General features: G+C 48.7%; 23 protein-coding genes. 13 read left to right on the forward strand and 10 right to left on the reverse strand.

Annotated features, from left to right (window positions below):
* Window positions 1-7 precede the first annotated feature (7 nt).
* Genes HUN05_10530 through HUN05_10560 form a run of 7 tightly spaced genes read left to right on the forward strand, consistent with a single transcriptional unit; the run spans window position 8 to window position 7,080 of the window.
* Entirely contained in the window at window positions 8-1,306 is a 1,299-nt protein-coding gene (locus tag HUN05_10530; GenBank protein WDP85516.1) for a 3-deoxy-D-manno-octulosonic acid transferase, read from the forward strand.
* Window positions 1,303-2,448 carry a tetraacyldisaccharide 4'-kinase gene (gene lpxK, locus HUN05_10535; protein WDP85517.1) on the forward strand — a complete coding sequence of 382 codons (1,146 nt, stop codon included), beginning with the start codon at window positions 1,303-1,305 and terminating at the stop codon, window positions 2,446-2,448. The genes HUN05_10530 and lpxK overlap by 4 nt, the downstream gene beginning before the upstream one ends.
* The gene (locus tag HUN05_10540; protein WDP85518.1) at window positions 2,441-3,340 is read left to right on the forward strand and encodes a lysophospholipid acyltransferase family protein; all 900 of its coding nucleotides are present in this window, start codon (window positions 2,441-2,443) and stop codon (window positions 3,338-3,340) included. Before lpxK ends, HUN05_10540 begins: the two co-directional genes overlap by 8 nt.
* Before the next feature lie 14 nt (window positions 3,341-3,354).
* Window positions 3,355-4,419 carry a lipopolysaccharide heptosyltransferase II gene (waaF, locus tag HUN05_10545; protein WDP85519.1) on the forward strand — a complete coding sequence of 355 codons (1,065 nt, stop codon included), beginning with the start codon at window positions 3,355-3,357 and terminating at the stop codon, window positions 4,417-4,419.
* A complete protein-coding gene (locus tag HUN05_10550) occupies window positions 4,412-5,455 on the forward strand; it encodes a glycosyltransferase family 9 protein (protein WDP85520.1) in 1,044 nt (347 codons plus the stop codon). The genes waaF and HUN05_10550 overlap by 8 nt, the downstream gene beginning before the upstream one ends.
* Window positions 5,452-6,264 (forward strand): glycosyltransferase family 2 protein, encoded by an 813-nt coding sequence (locus tag HUN05_10555; protein ID WDP85521.1) that lies wholly within the window; start codon window positions 5,452-5,454, stop codon window positions 6,262-6,264. Before HUN05_10550 ends, HUN05_10555 begins: the two co-directional genes overlap by 4 nt.
* Before the next feature lie 24 nt (window positions 6,265-6,288).
* Complete coding sequence (locus HUN05_10560) at window positions 6,289-7,080, forward strand: glycosyltransferase family 2 protein (protein WDP85522.1); 792 nt, start codon at window positions 6,289-6,291, stop codon at window positions 7,078-7,080.
* Between the two features lie 46 nt (window positions 7,081-7,126).
* Here the strand turns inward: HUN05_10560 and HUN05_10565 are convergent, their stop codons facing one another.
* The 5 genes from HUN05_10565 to HUN05_10585 all read right to left on the reverse strand — a co-directional run bounded on the left by HUN05_10565 (window position 7,127) and on the right by HUN05_10585 (window position 10,453).
* Window positions 7,127-7,396 carry a hypothetical protein gene (locus tag HUN05_10565; protein WDP85523.1) on the reverse strand — a complete coding sequence of 90 codons (270 nt, stop codon included), beginning with the start codon at window positions 7,394-7,396 and terminating at the stop codon, window positions 7,127-7,129.
* A complete protein-coding gene (locus HUN05_10570; GenBank protein WDP85524.1) occupies window positions 7,366-8,316 on the reverse strand; it encodes an O-antigen ligase family protein in 951 nt (316 codons plus the stop codon). The genes HUN05_10565 and HUN05_10570 overlap by 31 nt, the downstream gene beginning before the upstream one ends.
* A gap of 19 nt (window positions 8,317-8,335) precedes the next feature.
* Window positions 8,336-8,593, reverse strand: a complete 258-nt coding sequence (locus tag HUN05_10575; GenBank protein ID WDP85525.1) for a hypothetical protein — start codon at window positions 8,591-8,593, stop codon at window positions 8,336-8,338.
* Window positions 8,587-9,012 (reverse strand): glycosyltransferase family 25 protein, encoded by a 426-nt coding sequence (locus HUN05_10580; GenBank protein WDP88023.1) that lies wholly within the window; start codon window positions 9,010-9,012, stop codon window positions 8,587-8,589. Before HUN05_10580 ends, HUN05_10575 begins: the two co-directional genes overlap by 7 nt.
* 229 nt (window positions 9,013-9,241) lie before the next feature.
* Window positions 9,242-10,453, reverse strand: coding sequence for an IS256 family transposase (locus tag HUN05_10585; protein ID WDP85526.1), 1,212 nt, complete (start codon window positions 10,451-10,453; stop codon window positions 9,242-9,244).
* 359 nt (window positions 10,454-10,812) lie between these two features.
* Here HUN05_10585 and HUN05_10590 point away from each other — a divergent pair, with 359 nt between their 5' ends.
* The gene (locus HUN05_10590) at window positions 10,813-11,982 is read left to right on the forward strand and encodes an IS4 family transposase (protein WDP88024.1); all 1,170 of its coding nucleotides are present in this window, start codon (window positions 10,813-10,815) and stop codon (window positions 11,980-11,982) included.
* A gap of 154 nt (window positions 11,983-12,136) precedes the next feature.
* A complete protein-coding gene (locus HUN05_10595; GenBank protein WDP85527.1) occupies window positions 12,137-13,279 on the forward strand; it encodes a glycosyltransferase family 4 protein in 1,143 nt (380 codons plus the stop codon).
* 35 nt (window positions 13,280-13,314) lie between these two features.
* Here the strand turns inward: HUN05_10595 and HUN05_10600 are convergent, their stop codons facing one another.
* Genes HUN05_10600 through HUN05_10615 form a run of 4 tightly spaced genes read right to left on the reverse strand, consistent with a single transcriptional unit; the run spans window position 13,315 to window position 17,479 of the window.
* Window positions 13,315-14,475 (reverse strand): glycosyltransferase family 4 protein, encoded by a 1,161-nt coding sequence (locus HUN05_10600; protein ID WDP85528.1) that lies wholly within the window; start codon window positions 14,473-14,475, stop codon window positions 13,315-13,317.
* 6 nt (window positions 14,476-14,481) lie between these two features.
* The gene (gene kdsB / locus HUN05_10605) at window positions 14,482-15,210 is read right to left on the reverse strand and encodes a 3-deoxy-manno-octulosonate cytidylyltransferase (GenBank protein WDP85529.1); all 729 of its coding nucleotides are present in this window, start codon (window positions 15,208-15,210) and stop codon (window positions 14,482-14,484) included.
* A 3-nt stretch (window positions 15,211-15,213) separates the two neighbouring features.
* A complete protein-coding gene (locus HUN05_10610) occupies window positions 15,214-16,281 on the reverse strand; it encodes an iron-containing alcohol dehydrogenase (protein ID WDP85530.1) in 1,068 nt (355 codons plus the stop codon).
* A gap of 10 nt (window positions 16,282-16,291) precedes the next feature.
* Window positions 16,292-17,479: a DegT/DnrJ/EryC1/StrS family aminotransferase gene (locus tag HUN05_10615; protein WDP85531.1), complete on the reverse strand. Its 1,188-nt coding sequence runs from the start codon at window positions 17,477-17,479 to the stop codon at window positions 16,292-16,294.
* A gap of 195 nt (window positions 17,480-17,674) precedes the next feature.
* Between HUN05_10615 and HUN05_10620 the strand changes: the two genes are divergently transcribed.
* The 4 genes from HUN05_10620 (at window position 17,675) to HUN05_10635 (ending at window position 21,186) form a co-directional block, all read left to right on the forward strand.
* Entirely contained in the window at window positions 17,675-18,838 is a 1,164-nt protein-coding gene (locus HUN05_10620; protein ID WDP85532.1) for a radical SAM protein, read from the forward strand.
* A complete protein-coding gene (gene hemW / locus HUN05_10625) occupies window positions 18,831-20,042 on the forward strand; it encodes a radical SAM family heme chaperone HemW (protein ID WDP85533.1) in 1,212 nt (403 codons plus the stop codon). The genes HUN05_10620 and hemW overlap by 8 nt, the downstream gene beginning before the upstream one ends.
* A 221-nt stretch (window positions 20,043-20,263) precedes the next feature.
* The gene (locus HUN05_10630) at window positions 20,264-20,740 is read left to right on the forward strand and encodes a NifB/NifX family molybdenum-iron cluster-binding protein (protein WDP85534.1); all 477 of its coding nucleotides are present in this window, start codon (window positions 20,264-20,266) and stop codon (window positions 20,738-20,740) included.
* Between the two features lie 59 nt (window positions 20,741-20,799).
* Complete coding sequence (locus HUN05_10635) at window positions 20,800-21,186, forward strand: CGGC domain-containing protein (protein ID WDP85535.1); 387 nt, start codon at window positions 20,800-20,802, stop codon at window positions 21,184-21,186.
* A gap of 71 nt (window positions 21,187-21,257) precedes the next feature.
* Here the strand turns inward: HUN05_10635 and selB are convergent, their stop codons facing one another.
* A complete protein-coding gene (selB, locus tag HUN05_10640) occupies window positions 21,258-23,171 on the reverse strand; it encodes a selenocysteine-specific translation elongation factor (GenBank protein ID WDP85536.1) in 1,914 nt (637 codons plus the stop codon).
* Window positions 23,172-23,175: the final 4 nt, after the last annotated feature.

Genomic DNA, 23,175 nt, shown 5'->3' on the forward strand with positions numbered 1-23,175 from the left:
CTTTAGGATGATTCTTTTCTATCATATTGTTATTTCCTTTCTTTTTTTGCTGGTGCTTCCTGTGCTGCCCCTGGTTTGGATATTGTCCCCAAAACGTCGAGCCAACCTTGTTCAGCGTCTGGGAATCTTTACAAGTATTTCCCAAAAAAAGAAATCCCAGTATCGCGTCTGGGTACATGCCCTGTCCGTGGGCGAGGTAACCTCTTCTGTCCCCTTTGTCAGGGCCTTGAAAAAGAAAATGCCAGAGGCCGAGATTGTGTTTACGGCATCCACCCGAACCGGGTTTGAGACTGCAAAAAAACAGCTGGGCCTGGAAAGCGGTCAGGGCCTGGTCTCTGTTCTTGGGTATTTTCCCTTTGATCTCTGGCTCTCTGTCATACGGGTGGCCTCAAGGATAGAGCCGGATCTTATCTGTCTTGTTGAGACAGATCTCTGGCCCGGTTTTTTGTCCATCATGAAGCATCGGGGTGTGCCTGTGGTGCTGATCAATGCCAGGCTTTCCCCAAGATCTTTGAAGGGGTATCAAAAACTAGGCAGATTTTCTTCCCTGTTTTTTTCAGGCCTTTCCCATGTCATGGCCCAGACAGCCAAGGACGCCCAGGGGTTTGAACAGCTTGGGGTCCGGGCCCAAAATTTGTCCGTAACCGGGAACATCAAGTTTGACCAGCCCTGTATACCCATGGACAGACAAGAGAGAATACGGCTTAATCAGCGTTTGGGCATAGGGGTGTCCCAGCGGGTATGGCTGGCAGGCTCCACCCACAAAGGAGAAGAAAAGATGGTGGTTGAAGCCTTTGTGCGGGCCAGGGAGATCTGTCCTGACCTTTTTTTGATCATTGCCCCCAGAAATCCTGACCGGTGCCAGAAACTCATGGCAGATCTGCCTGCTGCCGGGGGGAAGCCGGCCTTATTTTCCGACGACAAAGACAAAAAACAAACCGCTGATATTCTGTTTATCGATACCCTGGGCGAACTTTCCAGGGCATATGCTGTCTGTGAATTTGCCTTTATTGGAGGATCTTTGGTGGCAAAAGGCGGGCACAACCCCTTGGAGCCTGCCATGTTTGGAAAACCCATATTGTTCGGCCCGCATATGACGGATTTTCAAGAGGTTGAATCTTTGCTTGTGGCCGCCGGTGGCGGTGCCAGGGTGAACCAGTCCAACGATCTGGCCCGAAAAGTGATGGCCCTTTTGGAGGACCCGGCCCTTGCCAATGCCATGGCGGAGGCCTCTCAACGGGTGTTCGCAGAGAACTCAGGCGCCCTGGACAGGATAATTGAAATATTAAAAGGTGAGTATCTTTGATGAATCATCGGCTGGCAGCACTGGAAAAAAAGATTACCCGGATTTCAGGTCAGGACTACGAGCCCAAGTGGTTCTCCTTTGAACAGATGCTGGTTTTTTTTTCAAAACTCTATGAGGTGGGCACCCGGCTGAGGCTCAACCTATACAAAACCGGGAGACTTCAGCAGAAAAGATTGCCCTGCACGGTAATTTCCGTGGGCAATATCATGGCCGGGGGGGCCGGCAAAACGCCCATGGCGGTTTGTCTGGCAGATATTTTGACAAAAATGGGCAGAAAACCCGTGGTGGTGAGCCGGGGCTATGGGGGAGGTCTTAAAAAGGCGGCCGGCATTGTGGGAGACGGGCAAAGGGTATTCATGGACGCCCGGACTGCGGGTGACGAACCTTATATGATGGCCCAAATGAAAGCCTTTCCTGTTGTGGTGGGAAAAGACCGGTATGACGCCGGCTGCCTGGCACTTGCCCAGTTGGACGTGGACATCGTGATCCTGGATGACGGGTTTGGGCATCTGGGCCTGGCAAGGGATTTGAACCTGGTGCTTTTTGATCATGACCGCCCCCTTGGCAACAACCGGATACTTCCGGCAGGAAGACTTCGGGAGACCCCTGCCATGTCTAAACAAAGGATTCACGGCCTGATATTGACAAGGTGTCCTGAGCAGGGGGGTGATACTTCAATCCCGGATGTTCTGGAAGAACTCCTGGGTAAGATTCCTTTTTTTTGCACCTGCCACAGCCCATATTTATCCATGTTTTATCCCCGAAAAAAGGCGAAAATCTCCGGGCCGTGTTCTTTACCAGAGGATATCACCGCGTTGAAAGGGAAAAAGGCATTTTTGTTTTCAGGTATTGCCCGGAATGATTCTTTTAGAAAGACCGTGGCGCAATTGGGGGTAAAGGTGGTTGACCACCTTGAATTTAAAGATCATTACAGGTATAAAAGAGCTGATTTTGAAACCATAGGCGACAGGGCAAAAACCGCAGGCGCTGATCTTATTCTGACCACGGAAAAGGACTGGGCCAAGGTGGATCCATCATTTGTCTGGAAAAAGGATCTGGCAGTGATCAATATCCGGATTCAGTTTGAACAGGCCCGGGCCTTTAAAGCATTTTTAGAGTCAAGATTAAGTAAAGATGAGTGACGCGCATATTTTCAGGCTTTTCAAATTATTTTTGTGGGGGCTGGGAAGGCTGCCCGTGGGGGTGGCTGATTTTCTGGCGGACCTTTTGGGCTTGCTCTGGTTTAAAATAGACAAACGGCACCAAAGGGTGGCCCTGGAAAATATCACCCATGCCTTTGGCAATGATATGACCCCTTTCCAGATTGAGGCCATGGCCAAGCGGGTGTTTAAAAATATTGCCTCCATTCTTTTTGAAGTGGCCTGGGCCCAGAAATTTGATAAAGAGACCTTTCTTTCTTTTTTTACCATCAAGGGGCTGGACCATGTGAAAAAAGCCCATGCTAAGGGCCGGGGGGTGATTGTGGTCACCTGCCACATGGGAAATTTTGAAATGCTCATCCCGGCCATTGACGAGACCGGATTCAAGGGGTATGCCATTTACCGGGCAATGGATTTTAAGCCTTTGGAGCGTTTGATTAAACATATCCGCCAGCGCTTCGGGGTGACCATGATTCCCATTATAGGTGCCTCGAAAAAAATTGATAAAGTCCTGGGCCAGGGCGGGGTAGTGGGCACCCTTTTAGATCAGAATGTGGACTGGTACAAGGGCGCGTTTGTGGATTATTTTGGACGGCCCGCCTGCACCAAAAAAGGACTTGCCATTCTGGCCCTGAGAACGAAAGCCCCTGTTATTCCCATGTATACGGTGAGGAAAAACCGGAAATATCTTATAGAATTTTTAGAGGAAGTTCCCCTGAAGGAACCCCATGACCCCATCAAGAACCTTGAGATCAATACCGCAAATTACAATAACGCCATTGAATCCATGGTCAGGCGGCAGCCGGACCAGTACTTCTGGGTCCATAACCGCTGGAAAACCAAAAATTTTTGTCCCTGGCCAAAATCCCAATAATCAGGAATCAAACCATGCAAATTGATCTTCAAGACAGCCCGGGTTCTAGGGTGATGATCCGGGCTGCCAACTGGGTGGGGGATGCCATCATGACCACCCCGGTAATCAGGGCGGTGCGCAAAAACTATCCCACGTCTCATATCACGGTACTGGCAAAACCCTGGGTGGTGCCGGTGTACCAGAACAGTCCTTACGTGGATGAGGTCATGGTGTATGAAAATTCAGGCCGCCATAAAATGGGCATGGGCACATTGAGGCTGGCCAGAGATATTCGCCAAAGGCAGTTTGATCTGGCCATTCTCATGCAGAATGCCTTTGAAGCGGCTTTGATCGCTTTTCTGGGCCGTGTGCCAGAAAGGCTCGGATATAACACCGATGCCAGATCTCTTTTACTCAACCGGTGCATTAAGATGGATCCTGAGTTGAAAAAAGGGCATTTGATCGACTATTATATTGCCATTCTTACCCTTGCGGGGCTTCGGTCAGACGGCAGGCATCTGGATCTTTATCTGGATCCTCGGGACCTTTCCTGGGCAAAAAACTGGCTGGCCGAGGCAGGGCTTGGGGCTAAGGGTAAAAAAGTGTTGGGCATCAATCCGGGTGCCACCGGAGGCACGGCCAAACGCTGGTTTCCAGAACGATACGCCCAGCTTGCCATACGCTTGTCCAAAGGGTTTGATACAAAGGTGATTCTGTTCGGGGGACCGGCAGACCATGAACTGGGAGAAAAAATTGTGACCATGTCCAAAGGGGCCTGCATCAATATGGCGGGAAAGACCAGCCTGTCTTCTGCCTTTGCCCTGATCAAATTTTTGGATCTGTTTGTGACCAATGATTCCGGGCTCATGCATGCCGCAGCCGCCCTGGATGTCAACCAGGTGGCGGTGATCGGGTCAACCGATTATATTGCCACGGCACCTTCAAACAAAAACAGTATCATGGTCCGGGAACCTGTGTCATGCAGCCCCTGCCTCAAGGATGAATGCCCCATTGACCACAGGTGCATGGACCGGGTCAGTGTGGACATGGTGGCCCATGCCTGCGACTCTCTTTTAAAAGGAGAACTTATCAATGCCTGAGTCCCGGGGATCAAACCTGAAAGCGTCCTTTGGCCGGATCAACCGGATATTGATCGTAAAGCCGAGCGCCCTTGGAGATATTGTCCATTCCCTGCCCCTGTTATGGACCCTTAAACAACAATTTCCCCTTGCCCGGATTGACTGGGTGGTGGCCCATGGCCTTCATCGGTTTTTAGAGGGCCATTCCATGATTGATAAATTATGGGTGATCAAAAAAGATGAGTGGAAAAAACTGTTCAGGGTCCGGCAGACCATCGGTGAGATCAATGAGCTTCGAAAGAATCTCGGGTCACAGGATTACGATGTGTGCATTGATCTTTCCGGCCTGTTCAGGTCCGGCCTGATCACCGGCTTTTCAAAGGCCCGGGTGAGGCTGGGATTCAAAGAATCAGATGAGGGAAGCCCTTTTTTTTATACCCATAAGATCCACGGTTCCATGAAAATCCATGCCATTGACCGGTATTTGAAATTTGCCCAGTTTTTGGGCTGTAGCACGGGGAAGATCCATTATCCCTTTGCCCCCTATGAGGTCAATCCGCCTATTTGCCGCACCCTGCCTGAACAATACGCAATCATGAGCCCCTCGGCAGGCAAGCCTGCAAACAGGTGGCATGCCCAAAAGTACGGTCAACTGGCAGCAAGACTGGATCTGCCCGTGGTGGTCATTGCTTCGGCCGCAGAGGCCGGGATTGCCGATGAGGTGGTGGCCAATTCAAAGGGAAATGCCCTGTCCATTGCAGGCAAAACAGGGCTCAAAGACCTTTTGGCCGTGATTCAAAAGGCGAAGTTTTTTATCTGTAACGACACAGGGCCCATGCATATGGCAGCGGCATTGAAGGTGCCGGTATTTGCCATTTTCGGCCCTGCCAACCCTGTGAGGACCGGTCCCTACGGCAAGATCCATACGGTGATCCAAAAAAAGCTTGACTGCGCCCCTTGTTATGCCAAGCACCCCTGCACAGCCCACGGGTTTGAATGTATGGAAGGGCTGGACGTGGATGAGGTCTTTCAAGTAATCCAGGACAAAAGACAATGAAGGTCTCGGTGATTCTCACCACCTATAATCGGCCGGATGCCTTGAAAAAGGTGCTCGACGGGCTTTTGTTCCAGACCTGTCTGCCCCATGAAATTATGGTGGCTGATGACGGCTCCGGTCCTGAAACAAGGTCCATGCTCGCTCTATTTTTGGAAAACACGGATGTGAAAATTAATCATATCTGGCAAAGTGACAAGGGATTCAGGGCAGCCCGAATCAGAAACAAGGCCATTGCCGCCTCCACCGGAGATTATCTTCTGCTCTTGGACGGGGACTGCATCCCTGAAAAGCATTTTATCCAAGATCATATGGCGTTGGCAGAGCCCGGTTTTTTTTTCCAGGGCAAACGGGTGCTGGTCAATGAAAGACAGGCCGTGACATTTGACCATATGGATACCCTCTCTTTTTTCAGGCTGGCTCGCTCAGCTTTTTTGGGAGGGATTTCAAACGCCCATCACATTGTCAGGATCCCGATTTTTCCAAGTGTTCAGATGAAAAAACTTTCCGGGGTGAGAAGCTGCAACATGGGCCTTTTCAGAGAAGATGTCATTGCTGTGAACGGGTTCAACCATGAGTTTAAAGGCTGGGGACGGGAAGATACTGAGTTTGTCATCCGGTTATTCCGTTACGGGGTAAAACGAAGGGAAAATCCGTTCAGGGCCATCTGCTACCATTTATGGCACAATGAAAATCCCCGGGACAATCTGGCAAGAAACGATGAACTATTAGAAGCTGCAGCCAGAGAGAAAGGGTATTATTGCAAATCAGGACTGGACAGCATAAATGATTCTGATTTAGGAGCCGGCTAAAGAACGGCAGGAAAGGCAAAAAAAATGGGAAAAATTTCAGTTTATATTATTGCATTTAACGAGGCGGACAAGATCAAGGATGCACTGAAAAGTGTTACCTGGGCTGACGAAATTATTGTGGCAGATTCCCACAGCACGGACAGCACCGCTGCAATTGCCAAAGAATACGGGGCCAGAGTGGTTCAGATTGATTTTAAGGGGTTTGGCAGCCTGAGAAATGAGGCCATTGCCGCCTGCTCCCATGAATGGATTTTCAGCCTGGACTCAGATGAGCGATGCACCAAAGAGGCAAAAGAGGAAATCTTGTCCACAATCAATGATCCCCAAAGCCTGGATGCCTATTATGTCCCTAGAAAAAATTATTTTATGGGCAGATGGATCCGTTATTCAGGGTTTTATCCTGATTATCGTCAGCCCCAGCTGTTCAGAAAAGGGGCCCTGGTGTTCAAGCCGGACATGGTTCATGAACGGTATGAGGTGATCAGCGATAAGGCCTGCGGTTATTTTAAGTCGCCCATCCATCAGATTCCCTATAAAAATCTTGACGAACTGATCCACAAGGCCAATCGCTACTCCACCCTGGGGGCTGAAAAACTGGTGGACTCAGGCAAAACACCCGGGATGTTCAAGTCCCTCACACATGGACTCTGGGCTGCCTTCACCCTTTATATCCTCAAGCTGGGCTGCCTTGACGGCTGGCCCGGATTCATCATTGCCCTGGGAAACTTTGAGGGCACCTTTTACAAGTATGCCAAGTTTTATCTCAAGGAAAAAAATATGGATTCCTTTCTAAAGTCAGCTCCCCGGCCAGACTAAACCGGCTCTTTTTTTCAGGCGCCAGGGGCCCCTGTCAGAAATGAGATCAGGTTGAAACAGGGCTTTTTTGAAGGGGAGAGGCCAGCATGATTCCGCACCAGACAAGGAGAAACCGGCCGTCGTGAAAGGTGGTGAAATGGCCGGAACACATGGAGGTGGCGCACCATGCCAGCAAGGTGCCGATGCCAAGGTAATAAAAGGTTTTGTCCGGGGTTTGCCTGAAAAAAGAGCCAATGAATCCCAGGAAAATGGCCAGTCCCACAATTCCGTGCTCCACCCATATTTTTAAGAACTGGTGGTGGGTTTTCCCTGCCACCCGGTCTGACCCTTTACATGGGCGGCATAGGCATGTTCAAACCCGCTGGTGCCGTACCCGAAAACGGGTTGTTCTGCTTTTTTCAATATGGCCAGGGTGTTTTTCCACCAGATCACCCTCAGCCCCATGGAGGTCACTGTTTTATCCTGTTTATAGGTCTGCATCTCTGAGAATCCAAGTTTGATCCTGTCCCTTGCCACCGGGGATGCAATGAGCATCATGATAATCACCACAGGCGCCAGGGCCATGAGGAGCACCCGTTTTATTCCCCGGACCGACCAGAAAAGAAACACTGTAATATAGACCATGAAGGCAAGATACCCGCTTCTTCCCGGGGTGGCCAAAAAGATGCTCAGGGTTATGAGAATTATTGCCGTGATCAGGGTCCAGGAGGGCGTTTTAAATTCTTTTGGGGGAAATCTGAGCAGAATCAGACAGGCAAATACAGCCGCTGAAAAGAACATGCCCTGGGTGGCATGGTTGTCCACCACAATACCCACGGGGAATCGATAATAAATGGTAAAGTCAAAGAGAACGCCTGCCAGTGAAATAAAGGCTGCAAGACTCATGAGACCAATAAATACCAGGGCAAACCGTTCTTTCCATTTGGGATCGTCATACAGGGCCACCACAAAGGGAACCATAAGGTATTTGCGCCAGCTTGCCCACATGTCCATCCCTTCTGAAAAAGGGGCGATGCTATAGAAAATACCCAGGCCGACCATGGCCAAAAGCACCATGGACATGATCACCATGGGCTGCCTCAGCGAGGTCAGCAGCCTCATCCTGAGATCTTTGAAGCCCAGGACCGTGATAAAAATAAGGATTTCCACCACCACGGTTGCGGCGGTGGAAACCGCCAGTGCAATGATTTCAAGGAGGATCAGCATTCGGGCCAAAAATAGGGGATTCAGTCTCATTTTATTCTACCGGTGTGTCTTATTTTTTTGTTAAGTCTTTTCCCATGAGGGGGTAAAGGTATTTTCGTTTAAAAATTTTAATTTTCCATCCCAGCCGGTCCCATATTTTACCCCGCTCAAGGTCCTGGATGCTTGAGGTAAAGAGGCCTGTGTGGGATCCCTGGTCTGCTATTGTCGGTTCAAGCCAGAGAATGGGGATTTGCAGCTGTTCACAGATATGATCGATTAAATGATCTGCCGGAAGGGTAAACCCCTTGTCCTGGATCCAATTCACCATTTTCCGGGCGGTTTGCCGGCTGATCCAGTAAGAGTCTGCTGCCCTTGCATATTCGGCCTTGTACAAATATTGGGTTTTATTTTTTTTGTCCAGGGCACGTAAAGGGCGCAGCCGCTGCCCAAACTGATATAGGAACTGGCAGGCCAGTTTTTTTGGTATTCCAAAAAGGCCTGGTGAAAGATGTTTTTAAATTTTTCAGTGTTGATGAGCACGTCGTCTTCAAAGACAAACCCGCCGCTCTCATCACTTTGGGCAATTTTTTCCCAGGCCCGGATATGCTTTAAAGCACAGGAAACCGCCTCAATGTTCATGTTTCCCTTGTATTGATACGCATCCATCACCTTTTGAGTGATTTCATTTTTGTCATGGTCAAGTATCCACTCAAAGGGCTGGTTCAGCCGGTCAAATTGATCTTTGATGCTTTTTTCTCTGTCCTGGTATCCCTGTTTTACATGGAGGACATATGTCTGAAATTTCGGGAATGTTCAGAATTCTGTGTCACGGTTTCGGTTCTCGGATCTGCCTCAGCGCCAGCGGAAGTAAAAGTCAGGTCCGAGAATGGGCCTTCAATCAGCCACGTCGGAGGAGTTGACTTTTGCTGGAGTGGAGTTCCTGGAACCATCTTTTCCATCTGTAAATAAATCCCTATCAAATTCCCAGCTCTTTATCCAGCCGGCCTTCAAAGAAAATTGCCAACTGGGAAATTGTCAGTGACCAATTTTGAATCGGCATTGTCCATTTTTTACTGGCGTTCTGGATCCCCATGTAAAGCAGCTTTAACAGGCTGTCCTGGTTCGGGAATGATCCCTTTGTTTTGGTCAGTTTTCGAAACTGTCGATGCACAGCCTCAATGGTATTTGTGGTGTATATTATCCGTCGAATCTCTTCTGGATATTTAAAGAAATGACTGAGGCGTTCCCAGTTGTTCCGCCAGGATTTTATCACAATCGGGTATTTGTCATTCCATTTATTTTCCAAGATATCCAGTTCTTCTTCGGCCAGATCCTTATTGACCGCTTTATAAACACGTTTTAGATCTGCCATAAATTCCTTTTTATTTTTGGAACCAACGTATTTCAATGAATTTCGGATCTGGTGGACTACGCAGAGTTGAACTTCTGTGTCCGGGAATATGGTCTCAATGGCCTCGGGAAAACCTTTTAGACCATCAACACAGGCAATCAGGATATCTTTTACCCCTCGGTTTGAAAGGTCTGTTAACACCTGCAGCCAGAAGTTCGCACCCTCATTCTCGGATATGTACAGCCCAAGAACCTCTTTGCGGCCCTCGATATTCACCCCAAGAATTGTGTAAACGGCTTTGCTGTCGACCTTTCCGTTTTCTCGTACTTTATAATGTATGGCATCAAGCCATACGATTGGGTACACATTTTCCAACGGCCTGGCCTGCCATTCTTTGACGGTATGGATGATTTTATCGGTAATGGTGCTCAGAGTGGCATTTGAAATCTCAAGTCCATAGATTTCCTGTAAATGGGAAGCCATATCATTATAACTCATGCCCAGGCCGTAAAGGGCTATTATCTTTCTTTCAATTTCATCGCTGAGCGTTGTCTGATGTTTTTTGACGATCTGTGGAGAGAAGGTTCCGGCCCTGTCACGCGGGGTTTCCAGCTCAAATTTACCATCCAGGGATTTAATGGTCTTTTTGCTTTTTCCATTACGGCGGTTGGCAGAAACTTCCTGCCCGAGATGGGACTCCAACTCTCCTTCAAGAGCAGCTTCAGCAAGATTTTTGATTAATGATGTAAGGACGCCGCCCTTACCTGTGAAGGGTTTACCTTCCTGGATGCCTTTAAGGGCTTTTTGAAAATCAAATTCGGTGTTGTCTTCGGTCATGTCAGTTCTCCTTATTTAGCTGAGTATATCAGCTTTGATTCAACTGACACAGAATTTTGAACGCCCTCGAAATTTCATTGGATCTCTTAACATTAATAGGGGTAAAGGGGATTTGCCGGGCATTCCCTTAAAATTTAGGGTGTCACTGGATTGGCTTTGGCAAAATCAGCCAAACTAAATCCCATGATGCCCGCAAAAATACCAAAGACAGGGTAAAATTGCAATTGAAATCAGTAGTGTCCGGTTAGGTTGTTGCATATAAAAAGCATCTAAAATCATTGAAAAAACAGTCTGTTTTGTGTTGACAAATGTGCGTAAAAATTTTTGTGCGCCTTGAAAACTTAACTCAAGGAGCTCAAATGACGCATATCTCAGTCCCTAAAAAACAACTACGGTCCCTGAACTTTGACAATTTCAGGTGCCCTCTGATAAAGTCACTTTCAAAAGCACCGGAATTACAATCTCGAGGAGACCGCCCTTTAAAAATGACATTCGAAGACCAGATAAATGCTTTGGTTTATTTCCATCTTCAGGAGCACAAGTCTGCCCGACATTTAATTCAGGATCTCAAGGAGAATGTTTTTGCTAAAGAAAATATTGCGCCAGACGGTGGTATCAGCCGTAGTAGTTTCTGTGAAGCCATCAATCACAGGGGACTCGAACAACTGCAATTTATCTTTGAGGATCTTTATAAACAGGCTCTTGAGTGTCATCCGGGTGAACACGCCGAGTTAGGAGAGTTGGTTTCCATTGACGGTAGTCTCATAAATGCAGTCCTTTCAATGCACTGGGCGAACTACAGAAAAGGAAGTAAAAAAGCCAAAGTACATTGCGGATTTGACATTAATCACGGAATCCCAAACAAAATCTTTTTGACTGAAGGCAACGGCGCTGAACGCACCTTTGTTCCCAAAATACTTTCCAAGGGGCAAACAGGTGTTATGGATCGTGGATATCAATCCCATAAAGAATTTGACCTGCTTCAGGAGCAAGGCAAACATTTTGTCTGCCGTATAAAAACCAGGACAACAAGAACAATTATTGATAACCACGAGACCCCTTCCGACAGCTACATTTTTTATGATGCACTGGTTAAACTTGGTACTCCGAATCAAAACCAGACGAAAAGGCCTGTTCGGGTTGTTGGCTATAAAATTGCTGGCGTCAAATACTATGTGGCAACTGACAGGCATGATTTAACAGCGGAACAAATAGCAACAATTTATAAACTCCGGTGGACCATTGAGGATTTTTTCAAATGGTGGAAAGAACATCTGAAGGTATATCATCTCATTGCCCGCAGTGAATACGGCCTTATGGTTCAGATTCTTGGCGGCCTTATCACTTACCTGTTACTGGCAATCCATTGCCAAAAACAGTTTAATGAAAAGGTCACGATCAAAAGAGTTCGGCAGCTGCGAACCGCCATTCTAAATGACCTGTTTGGCTGCGAGGAGCAGGGCTCTCATAGTTCAAACAGGGACAATATTGTCAAAGATCAAAAAATTATTGAGCAAGCAAAAACCTAACCGGACATCACTGAATTGAAATAGATAAATCCCCGGGTCTATGTTAGAGGTGAATTTAAATTTTTTTTGTATATCCTTTGAAAAAGGGGTATATAGGCCCAGACGCTGAAAAAGCTGGCAACATTTGCCTGAAATTTGAATACAGGACCGGAACATGACCCAAAACCCGACATCTCCCCGGAAGCCGTCACCCAGACCCCTTAAAATTGCCTTTGTGATCAAGAATTTTGTGGCCACTGGCGGAGCGGAACGGTATGCGGTGGAAACAGCCCAAAGACTCCTTGAAAAAGGGCATAAGATCGATATTTATGCAAGGCAGATTGATTTTGACCTGACAAAGGGTATGGGGGTGTTTAAAATTGTTGACAAGATGCGTTTTTCCAGTGTGCTTTCCTTGTATTCTTTTTCAAAAGAGGTCAAAAAACGGCTGGCAGGCAGGCATTATGATGTGATCCATTCCCACGACAAAGGCTGTTACGGCCATGTGTCCACCGTCCATACCTTTTCCTTTAAACGGGGAAAGGAGAAGATGTCCCTGTTACAAAAGATGAACGAATTTTGGATTTCTCCCCGGGCTTGGCTGTACATTCATATGGAAAATATCCAGGCGGCCTCCCAAAGGCTTGCCGCAGTCTCAGAGGTGATCAAAGAGGATATAAAAAAAAGCCATCACAGGGACAAGGGCATTGCCATCATTCCTCCGGGGGTGGATGTTGAAAAATTTTGTCCTGAAAAGGTCAGTGCCCTGAGGGCAAAGGCAAGAAAGGATCACGGGCTTGGGCCGGATGAGACGGTGGTACTCTTTGTGGGATCTGAGTTCCGGCGTAAGGGCCTGGATGATTTGATACCGGCCCTGGACAAAAAAATGAGGCTTTTTGTGGTGGGGCGCCAGGAGAAGACAGACTATTACAAGGGGCTTGCAAAAGAGTTGGGAGTATCCCAAAACCTGGTGTTCACAGGTCTGGTAGAGGATGTGATCCCCTATTACGCCCTGGCAGATATCCTGGTGCTGCCCTCTGTGTCAGAGGCCTTTGGCATGACTGTGCTTGAGGGCATGGCCTGCGGCCTTCCCGTGGTCACTTCTGCAGCTGCGGGGTGCTCGTGCATTATCACTTCGGGGAAAAACGGATTTGTATTTGAAAAACCAGAGCAGATAAGCGCCATGCTCCTAGCCCTTGAAGATAAAGCCCTTCAAAAGAGCATGGGCTGTCTGGCCAGAAAAAAAGCCCAGTCCTGCACCTGGGACCAAACGGCCCTGGCCTATGAAAAACTCTACCATGAGGCTGTTAATCGTTAATCCATAGGCGGATGCCCAAAGTCAAGGCGTTTGGATCAAATCAGGGGGATTGGATGAAACTGCCTGTCCATCTTAACCTGGTGAAGCCGGTAAATTCTTATGATATCCCGTCCCATGGCATCCATGGTGTAATGTTTTTTCACCATATTTCTGGCTGCATATGTTCTTTCTAGGGCGGCAGCTTCTTGGTCCAGGGTTTTTTGGATCATCTTTGAAAGGGTATGAGGGGCGTCAGGATCAAAACACAGCCCTGTTTTTTCGTGGATGAGAAGATCTTTTATCCCCGGGGTGCCAGGGCCGATAATCGGGCAGCTGGCGTACATGGCTTTTATCATTTCCAGGGGCACCCCTTCAAGGGCATGGGGACCGGGCATGAGGATACAGGCGTCTATGCCTCTGTATACATCCCAGTTGCGGCCTGGTTTTGGGGGATGAAAATGGATTTGGCCGCTGATGTCCAGGTCTTTGCCTGCCGTTATGATCATTTCCCTGGTATGTTCAAGGGTTTTGTCTGTAAAGATCAGATGCCGGGACTTTGGGAGTGATCCAAGTTTAAATGCCCTGAGAATGGATTTTAGTTTTTTGGGGTTGGCCGGGGGCCTTAAAAACCCTAAAAACTGGGTTGACGGATCAAGTTCCAGGCCAAGGGCCAGATCTTTTCTGGCCGCTTCTTTTGGTGCCAGGGCCAGGGGTTCAACCATGCTGCCGGGGATTGAAAATATTTCCATATCCGAGAGATGGAACAAGGTTTTGAGATGGTCACAGGTATCCGTGGATGTGGTGAACACGTAATGGCTTAATTTCTTGTAAAGATTTTTATTGGACAGGGTCTTTTTCAGCCGCTTCCCTGTATGGCGGGAGATGATCCTGCAGGCCACCCCTGATTTTTTTGCAGCCTTTAAGGCCATGCCTGCATCTGTCCTGCCATGGGCATTGATAACGTTGGGCTGTTCATTGTAAAGGATCTGCAAAAGCTTTGAATACTCATTGATCCGGGCCAGTCCCCTGAAGGAAAATTCATAGGCGGTCAGGCCCTGCTCCCTTGCCTTGAGAATAAGGGGACTGTTTCCCGGGGCCATGACGATAACCTGGTGACCCTGGCCTTTCATCCATATGGATTCTTCAAGAATCCGTTTTTCTGTATTTCCCCAGACCGTCCGGGCCGAGGTATGCACGATCTTATAAAAGGATCTCATGGAAAATCAGGAAAGTCTGTCCTCTATCCTTTTAACGTCTTCGGGCAGATCAATCTCAGGGGAGTCATAGGGGCTGACCACCACTTTGATGGGAAAACCAGACTCGAGAACTCTGAGCTGTTCAAGTTTCTCCACATCCTCGCAGGTCCCTGTGGGCAGGGTCATGATTTGATCTAAAAATCTTTTTTTATAGGCGTAGAACCCCAGGTGTTTGTAATAATTGACATTGGTCTGCCCGTCCCTTGGAAAAGGGATCTGGGCCCTGGAAAAGTAAAGGGCAAATCCATTTTGGTCAAAGGTGACTTTTACGTCTTTGGGATCTGTAATTTCCCGTTTATCCTGGATTTTAAATGCCAGGGTAGACATTAAAAGGGTAGAGTCCGATTCAAAGGGCTGAATCATCAGGTCCAGGCACCTGGGATCAAACACGGGCTGGTCCCCCTGGATGTTGACCAGGATTTCATCAGGACCAAGGCCCAGGACATCTGCGGTCTCTGCCACCCGGTCCGTACCTGACCGGCAGGTTTCCGAGGTCATCAGGGCTTTGCCCCCAAAGGATTCCACCGCTGTTATGATCCTTTTATCATCCGTGGCCACAATGGTGCGGCTGATGACCGTTGATTTTTGGGCCTGTTCATAGACCCTTTGGATCATGGGTTTGCCGGCGATTTTTACCAAGGGCTTGCCTTCAAGTCTGGAGGACCCGAACCTTGCGGGTATGACTGCAACCGTCATGGGTTACATCTTCAGGAACAAGGCGCGTGCCTTGTCCCGGGTCATGATGGTTTTCCAGTCTCGGCCCAGACAATTTTCCCATAGCGGATCAAGGCCTAACGCCACGGTGATCATGGTTTCCATCTGGTCATCGCTCAAGCCTTGGGTCAGTCCCCGGGGAATATCCACCCCGGTTTTGTCCATCATGGTCCGGAATTCCTTTACTCCCTGGGCATAATATTCGTCCAGGGCATCAAAGGTGATGCAGCATCCCACACCATGGTGGGTGCCCAATACATAGGAAAGACCGTAGGACAGGGCATGGCAGGCGCCGACCTGGGAATAGGCAATACTCATCCCCCCGAAAAAAGAGGCCATCATCAGTTTGTCGTCGGAATCCGGGTGATTGTCCAAAAAGACCTGGCGGCAGAGTTCAAGTGACTTTTCTCCGTAGGACTTGGAAAATTCGTTGAAAAAGGTGCCTTCCAGGGATTCAATGCAATGGATATAACAGTCCATGCCCGTGTAAAAATGCTGGTCTTTGGGTACATCCTTGATCAATTCCGGATCCATGACCACCTGGTCAAACACCGTATAATCTGAATTTAGCCCCAGTTTTTTTTCAGGTCCTGTGAGAACGGCGGTTCTGGAAACTTCAGCCCCGGTTCCGGAGAGGGTGGGTACGGCCGCATGGTAAACCGCAGGGTTTTTGATTAAATCCCACCCCTGGTAAAGGGTGGAGGACCCTTCATTGGTCAGCATCAGGGAAACGGCTTTGGACAGGTCCATGGCAGACCCGCCCCCGATGCCGATGATGGCGCAGGGAAGGGATGATTTAAGCTTTTTCACCTCAAGGGTGAGCCGATCCACATATTGGGTTTTTGGCTCGTCATCCACATTCACCCAGAGGATGTGGTCGTTATCCAGGGTTGGGATGCGTTGTTCCAGGGCTTTGCCCTTGAATACATCATCCACGACAAATACGGCCCAGTCATCTGCTGATTTTCTTTGACTGGCAATGATTTCACCCAGCTGGGCAAAGCAGCCCCTGCCGAAAATGACATTGGGGACCAGTTTGAAATTTCTAAACATAAATTTATCCTTAATTTTTAAATGCGTTGAGAACGGCCTGGATCCGTTTTTCAATATCTTCGGCGGTCCAGGAAAGCATGATCTGCATGGAAATGGCCCGTTTCATAATATTCTCAGTCTCTTCTAAGACAAGGGTGCTGTAGTCCGGCAGGTTCTGGGTCAGTTCAAAGGCCAGGGGGGCAGATTTTTTTAATCCTTTGAGGTGGTGCCATTTTTTCAGATAATGCCAGTTATTGTCATACCAATACGGGCAGGGAACATTATTTTGGGCCAATTGTTTGGCCACTTGTCTGGCCCGGTTTTCAGTGGGCAGGAAAAAGCTTAAAAATGTAGCAGAATCCCCAAACGGATCAGGCAGGTACCTGAAGGTGACCTCGCCGATATCGGTCATGGCGTCCTTGATGGCGGCCTTGTTTTTTCTCTGGGTTTCCAGGATTTGGTCGAGTTTGTTCAGCTGGGCCACACCCACGGCAGCATTGAGTTCTGAAATTCTAAAATTGGTGCCGATGATGGGATGATCATCCGCGCCCCGGGCCGCTCCGCCCAAGTGGTCATGGCCGTGGTCGGAAAATTGGTCACACCGGTCATAAACCCCTCTGTCACTGGTGACGATGCCCCCACCCTCCCCGCAGGTCACGGTTTTGACCGAATCAAAGGAAAAGCATCCGGCCATGCCGAAACTGCCCAGGTGTTTGCCGTTAAATGTGGCGCCCAGGGATTGGCAGGCATCTTCTATGAGGATCAGTCCTTTTTGGTCACAAAAGGCTTTGATTTCATCAATTCTTGCCATGGCTCCGCACATGTGAACAGGCACAACAGCCTTGGTTTTCGGGGTGATATATTTTTCCAGGGCATCCGGGTTGAGGCAGAGGGTTTCATCAATGTCTGCAAACACGGGGATGGCGCCGGCATGGATTACAGATTCAAAGGTGGCCACAAAGGTAAACGGCGGGATGATCACCTCGTCCCCGGCCCCGATGCCGCAGGCGGCAAAGGCGGTTGACAGGGCAGCAGTGCCCGAAGAGCACAGATGGCTAAACCCGGTTCCCGTGATGTCAGCCAGTTTTTTTTCAAATTCAAGGGCTTTGAAATGGCCGTTTCTGGCCCCTTCAAACCCGTACCTGAACAATACACCGGTTTCAAGAACATCATTGACCTGTTTACGTTCCTCATCACCGAATATTTCAAAGCCAGGCATCTTGCCTCCTTAATTTAACAATTATCTATATAATGATTTTAAGTGTCTTTAAAATTAAAATAGATATCATACTCTCGGTTTGGTTTTCAAGCATGATCCAAATAAATTGACATTCATTTTCCCTGTGTTTATAACCGTAGGCACAGGTGAAATACAATGGGGCATGCAAGAGTCAACCAAGGGTCAACTAAATTTATGGCAGCAAACAAAAAAGAGGATAAATACACAGGGTTTGAGCTCGGGCCGATCCGTCCGCCCAGCGAAGCGGATAGTCTTCTTTTAAGGCTGACACGCAACTGCCCATGGAACCGCTGTTCCTTTTGCCGGGTGTACGAAAACAAGGTGTTTTCCTTGCGTTCCGTTGAAAATGTGATTCAGGATATTGACCTGATCCACACCTATATCTCCCGGATAAAAGAAAAGGCAATGCCTGGTATTTCCATGGACCAGGAAGAGATAAACCAATTGTATCTGGGATTTGAAACCAGGGACCGGGTGGCATTTAACGCGGCCATGAGCTGGTATGGTTCGGGCATGGAGTCTATTTTTTTTCAGGATGGTAATGCCCTGATCATGAGACCCGGGGATCTTGTTTTTATTCTGGACCATATACGGGCCTGCTTTCCTGAAGTGAAACGGATCACCTCCTATGCCAGGAGCCATACCCTGTTGAGGATAAAGGCCAAAGACCTGGAAAAAATGCGAAAATCAGGCCTGAACCGGATTCACGTGGGCATGGAGAGCGGATCTGATCTGGTGTTAAAGCGGATCAACAAGGGGATTACCAAGGCCGGACACATCAAGGCCGGGCTCAAGGTAAAGGCTGCGGGCATTGAATTATCCGAATATGTGATGCCGGGCCTTGGAGGCATTGACCTTTCCATTGAGCATGCCTTGGAAACCGCGTCTGCATTGAATTCCATCAATCCTGAATTTATCAGAATCAGGACCTTGGCCGTGACGTCGGGGACCCGGCTTTTTGAGCAAGAAACTAAGGGGTTGTTTGAAAAACCCAGTGACGTGATGGTGGCAAAGGAACTTCGGCTTTTTCTGGAAAGCCTGGACAATATTCAGTCCCAGATTAAAAGTGATCATATCCTCAATCTTTTTGAGACCCTGAACGGGACATTGCCCCGGGACAAGGAAAAACTTGTCGGCATTATCGATTATTTTTTCGATCTGCCTGAAGAGCAGCGGATCATCTACCAGCTGGGCAGGCGCATGGGGTTTTTCACAGGCCCCCGGGACCTGGAAGACAGCCCTCATATGGAACAGGTCCGCCAGGTCTGCATCCACTATGGGGTGACCCTTGACAACGTGGACAAAATTATTGATGAATTAATGAACCGTTTTGTTTGAACACCTCTATATCCACGTCCCGTTCTGCATTAAAAAATGCAGGTATTGTGATTTTTATTCCCAGACAAATCTCTCCTGGATTCCCGCCTATGTCTCAGCCCTTTGCCGGGAGATCAGCCTTGGGGCTGCGGCTGTTTTAAACGAAACTGCTGTTCCCAACCTGGTTGATCCGGGGTCTTTGGTGAAAACCATTTACTTTGGGGGGGGAACCCCGTCTGTTCTGCCGCTGGGCGCCCTTGAAACCATTTTAAAAACCCTTTATCGCTGCCATAGGATTGATCCCCATGCTGAAATCACCCTTGAGGCCAACCCCGGAACTTTGGACCCTGATTATTTAAAGGGACTTAAAAGTCTGGGGATCAACCGTCTAAGCCTTGGTGTCCAGTCTTTTGACAATAAAAAGCTTGGGCTTTTGGGACGGATCCACATTGCCGCCCAGTCTGTTAACGCCATTGAGGCTGCCAGGGCTGCCGGGTTTGACAATTTGGGTCTGGATCTGATCTTTGGGGTGCCCAAGGAGTCAAATTCTTTTTGGAAAAGGGAGATGGATACCGCACTCGGGTTTTGTCCGGAGCATCTTTCCTGCTATATGCTGACCCTGGAAAAGGACACTCCCCTCTACATTTGGTATGAAAAGGGCCGGTTTATCCCCATGGCCCCGGATGCCAGGGCGGATCTGTTTGCCTTTACCGATGTATATCTTGAAAATCATGGATTTTCGCACTATGAAATTTCCAATTTCGCAGGCAAGAAAAAAAACCGTTCCCAGCATAATTCCAGCTATTGGGACATGGTGCCGTACAAGGGATTTGGCCCCTCTGCCCATTCCTATGCTGTCCTGCCAGGATCTGGAAAAAATTTACGCCACCAACGCTCCTGGAATTGTTCGGACCTGAACGCCTATGTGGATTGCCTTGCCCAAGACCGGCTGCCTGTGGATGATTATGAAATCCTGGGCGTGGAAGAGCAGATGCTTGAAAGGATCATGGTCGGACTTCGGACTGACAAAGGGGTGGACATCAAAGGGTTTAACGGGGTGTCTGGTTCCTCTTTTCAGACGATGTTCAAGGACCTGGTTGAACAGCTTGAGTCCCAGAGGATGGGAAAGTATATCGGGCAAACGGATCGCTTTGGACTGACCCGGGCCGGCTGGGCCTGTTTGGACAGCATTGTGGAAGCGTTTGCCCGAAAAATAAAAATTTAATATGGCCGGACAAGTCTCGAAATTGCCTGTCTGACGCAATTTTGCGACCCTTGGGCTTTCTTTTTGTTGTCTTTATTTTCCCTTAATTTATTTTAAGTGCCTGAAAACAGGTGTAGTTTATCTTTTTTTTTAGGATGGTACAAAGATTGCTGAATGTAATGCAATAGAGCCAAAGCAATAATGGCAAAACAAAGTTTGGAGTGACCTAAAAAGGAGGGGCTATGAAGATTGCAGTAAGCGCCTATGGTGAGAAGTTAGATTCCAAGATCAATCCCCGGTTTGGCCGGTGCGATTATCTTTTGATTGTGGATACTGAAAATGACTCTGTTGAGGCATTTTCCAATGAAAATATAAACAGAAGCGGTGGTGCCGGGATCCAGTCTGCCGGTTTTGTCATTGACAAAGGGATAGAGGCCGTGCTGACCGGAGACTGCGGCCCCAAAGCCATGGGGGTGTTTAATTCATCCAATATTGCCGTGTACACAGGACAGACAGGCACGGTAAAAGAGGCGGTTGAACGGTTTAAACAAGGAAGAATGACCGCCACAACCACAGCCACGGCCCCGGAAAAAGCCGGGATGGGCTCTTCATCAGGCGTTTCGGACCAAAACAGCCAGGCCGGCCCGGGAATGACGGGCGGGCGCGGCATGGGCGGCGGCGGTGGTCAGGGCATGGGCGGCGGCCAGCGAAGACGATAATACATAATGCAGATTTTTTCCAATATTGGAGGTGCCCTTTGGGTTCAGGAGTAAAACTTATGACAAAAGTGGCAATCATCAGATGTGAAAAAAATGAGAACAGATGTCCGTTGACCGGTTGTTTTAAAACCATGGTTGAAACCACCCAGGGATTTTCCATGTATGATTCTTGCGTCCCTGCCGGTGTGTTTACCTGTCGATGCCCGGGAGATAACGCTGTGGACAATGCAAAGATTTTAAAGGCCAAGGGTGCCCAAGCCATCCATTTTTGCACCTGCGGTTTTGCCAAGAAAACTGAAAACGGGTGGGATAAATCCCAGGGCGGATTTTGCGATCACCTGGAAACCATTGCCGAAAAAGTTGCCAAGGAGACCGGGCTGCCCATTGTTCTGGGTACGGCCCATCTTCCTGAGGGGTACTCTCCCAAAGTGATCGACCATAAGTGATCAAAGGGAGGGGAAAGAACAGGGGCCGGCCATGGGTTTTGCCTGCCCCTGTTCTTTTAATCTAAAACCGGCTAAATCTGTCGTCTCAACTGCCTGTGGTCTTCCACCCGTATGGTCAGGCGGATGGCGTCAAAATATTCGATCAAAGGGATGACAAATTTTCTGGATATACCTGTCATCTCCTTGAACTGGGGCGTGGTTATGGTTTCATTGGCCCTGAGAAATTCAATAAGCTGGGTTTCAAGGGCCAAAATAGCCTTGGCATCAAAGAAAAGATCATCCTTTGTTTTGACCACCTCTTTTTCATCAATGAGCATCTGTAACACATCTTTGGCTGTTTTTTGATCCAGGTCAAGGTCCTGGCAGATGGTCCTGAAAAAGGGCGGAGTCAGCCCTGATTTTTTATAAATGCCCATGATTTTTTCCTTGACCTCATGCTGGTCCACCTGAAGGGCCACTTTAAAACCGGCCAGCTTGATCAGGTTTTTATCCTGGCTGATGGCCTTGTCCTTTTCCAGCCGGTTGAACAGGATGTTGAAAAAGCGCGGATCATCCACATACTGGAATTTTGATTTGAGTTCCTGGGTGGGCATCCCTTCTTTAAGGGGGTTGGCGTCGTGGTAATCCTTTAACTTTTCAAGGGTTTGTGACTTGAAATGGTCAAAGGTTTGCCCGTGAACGTAGACCTGCCTGTCCTTGTCCGTCTGGATGATTTCCTGTTTGGCCAGCATTTTTTGCAGGCAGGCCCCAAGTTTTTTATCCGGGATATTGGTCATGACCCTCAGTTCGGTCAGGGAGAGCCCTGCAAATCCTTTGAGGGAAAGGAAAAATGAGATGGTTTTTTCATTTTCATCCAGGAGAAGCTCATTGAGTCCCTGGACAACGGCCGTATCCTTGAGCTTATGTTTCTGGGAGGCCGGGTTGAGAATCGTGCCGCCTCCGATTGTCTTTACCGGAGAATAACTTCTGATCACGTAACGGTCATCTTTGATACAGCAGACCGGGGCTTCCAGCCGGAACTGAACCACGGCCTTGTCTCCGGGCAATAGCTCATCCCTGTCCAAAAGCACCATATATCCTAAAATTTCACTGGTCCCGGAATGAAACCGGACCCGGGTTCTGGCTTTGGCCGGTTTGGGATTGGAGCCCAGGTATTGGAAATCCGCATCCACCATATAGCTTTCGATCAGGGTGTCCGGGGTGGAAAGCACATCCCCCCGGAGTACGGATTCCTTGTCCAGACCCTGGAAGTTGATGGCGGTCCGGGTTCCGGCCGCAGCTGTTTGAACCCCACTTGAATGGACCTGGATGCCCCTGACCTTGGAGGTGATCCGCTTGGGATAGACCATGATGTCATCCCCTAAATTGATATGTCCCGAGATCAGGGTGCCTGTGATCACCGTGCCAAATCCCTTCATGGAAAAGACCCGGTCCACGGGAAGGCGGAAAATGGACGAGTATTTGCGCTGGGGCAAATGGTCGCAAATATCTTCTAGTGTCCGGGTAAAGTCCTCAAGCCCCTGGCCTGTGGCAGAGGAAACAGGGATAATGGGTTTGCCTTCTAAAAAGGTTTCCTGGACAAATTCGTTGATATCATCCATGGCCAGTTCCATGAGGTCCTCATCCACAAGATCAGTCTTGGTCAGGGCGATCATTCCGTCACGGATTCCCATGAGATTGCAGATTTCCATATGCTCCCGGGTCTGGGGCATCACCCCTTCATCTGCAGCAATCACCATGACCACCACATCAATGCCGGAAGATCCTGCCACCATGTTTTTTACAAATTTTTCATGGCCGGGCATATCCACAATGCCGATGTGCTGGCCATTGGGAAGATCAAGGGAGGCAAACCCGAGCTCTATGGTGATTCCCCTTTCCTTTTCCTCTTTGAGGCGGTCTGTTTCAATGCCGGTAAGGGCCTTGACCAGGCTGGTCTTTCCATGATCAATATGCCCTGCAGTCCCTAAAATTATATTTTCCACCACA

The organism is Desulfobacter sp. (assembly GCA_028768545.1).
GTDB lineage: Bacteria > Desulfobacterota > Desulfobacteria > Desulfobacterales > Desulfobacteraceae > Desulfobacter.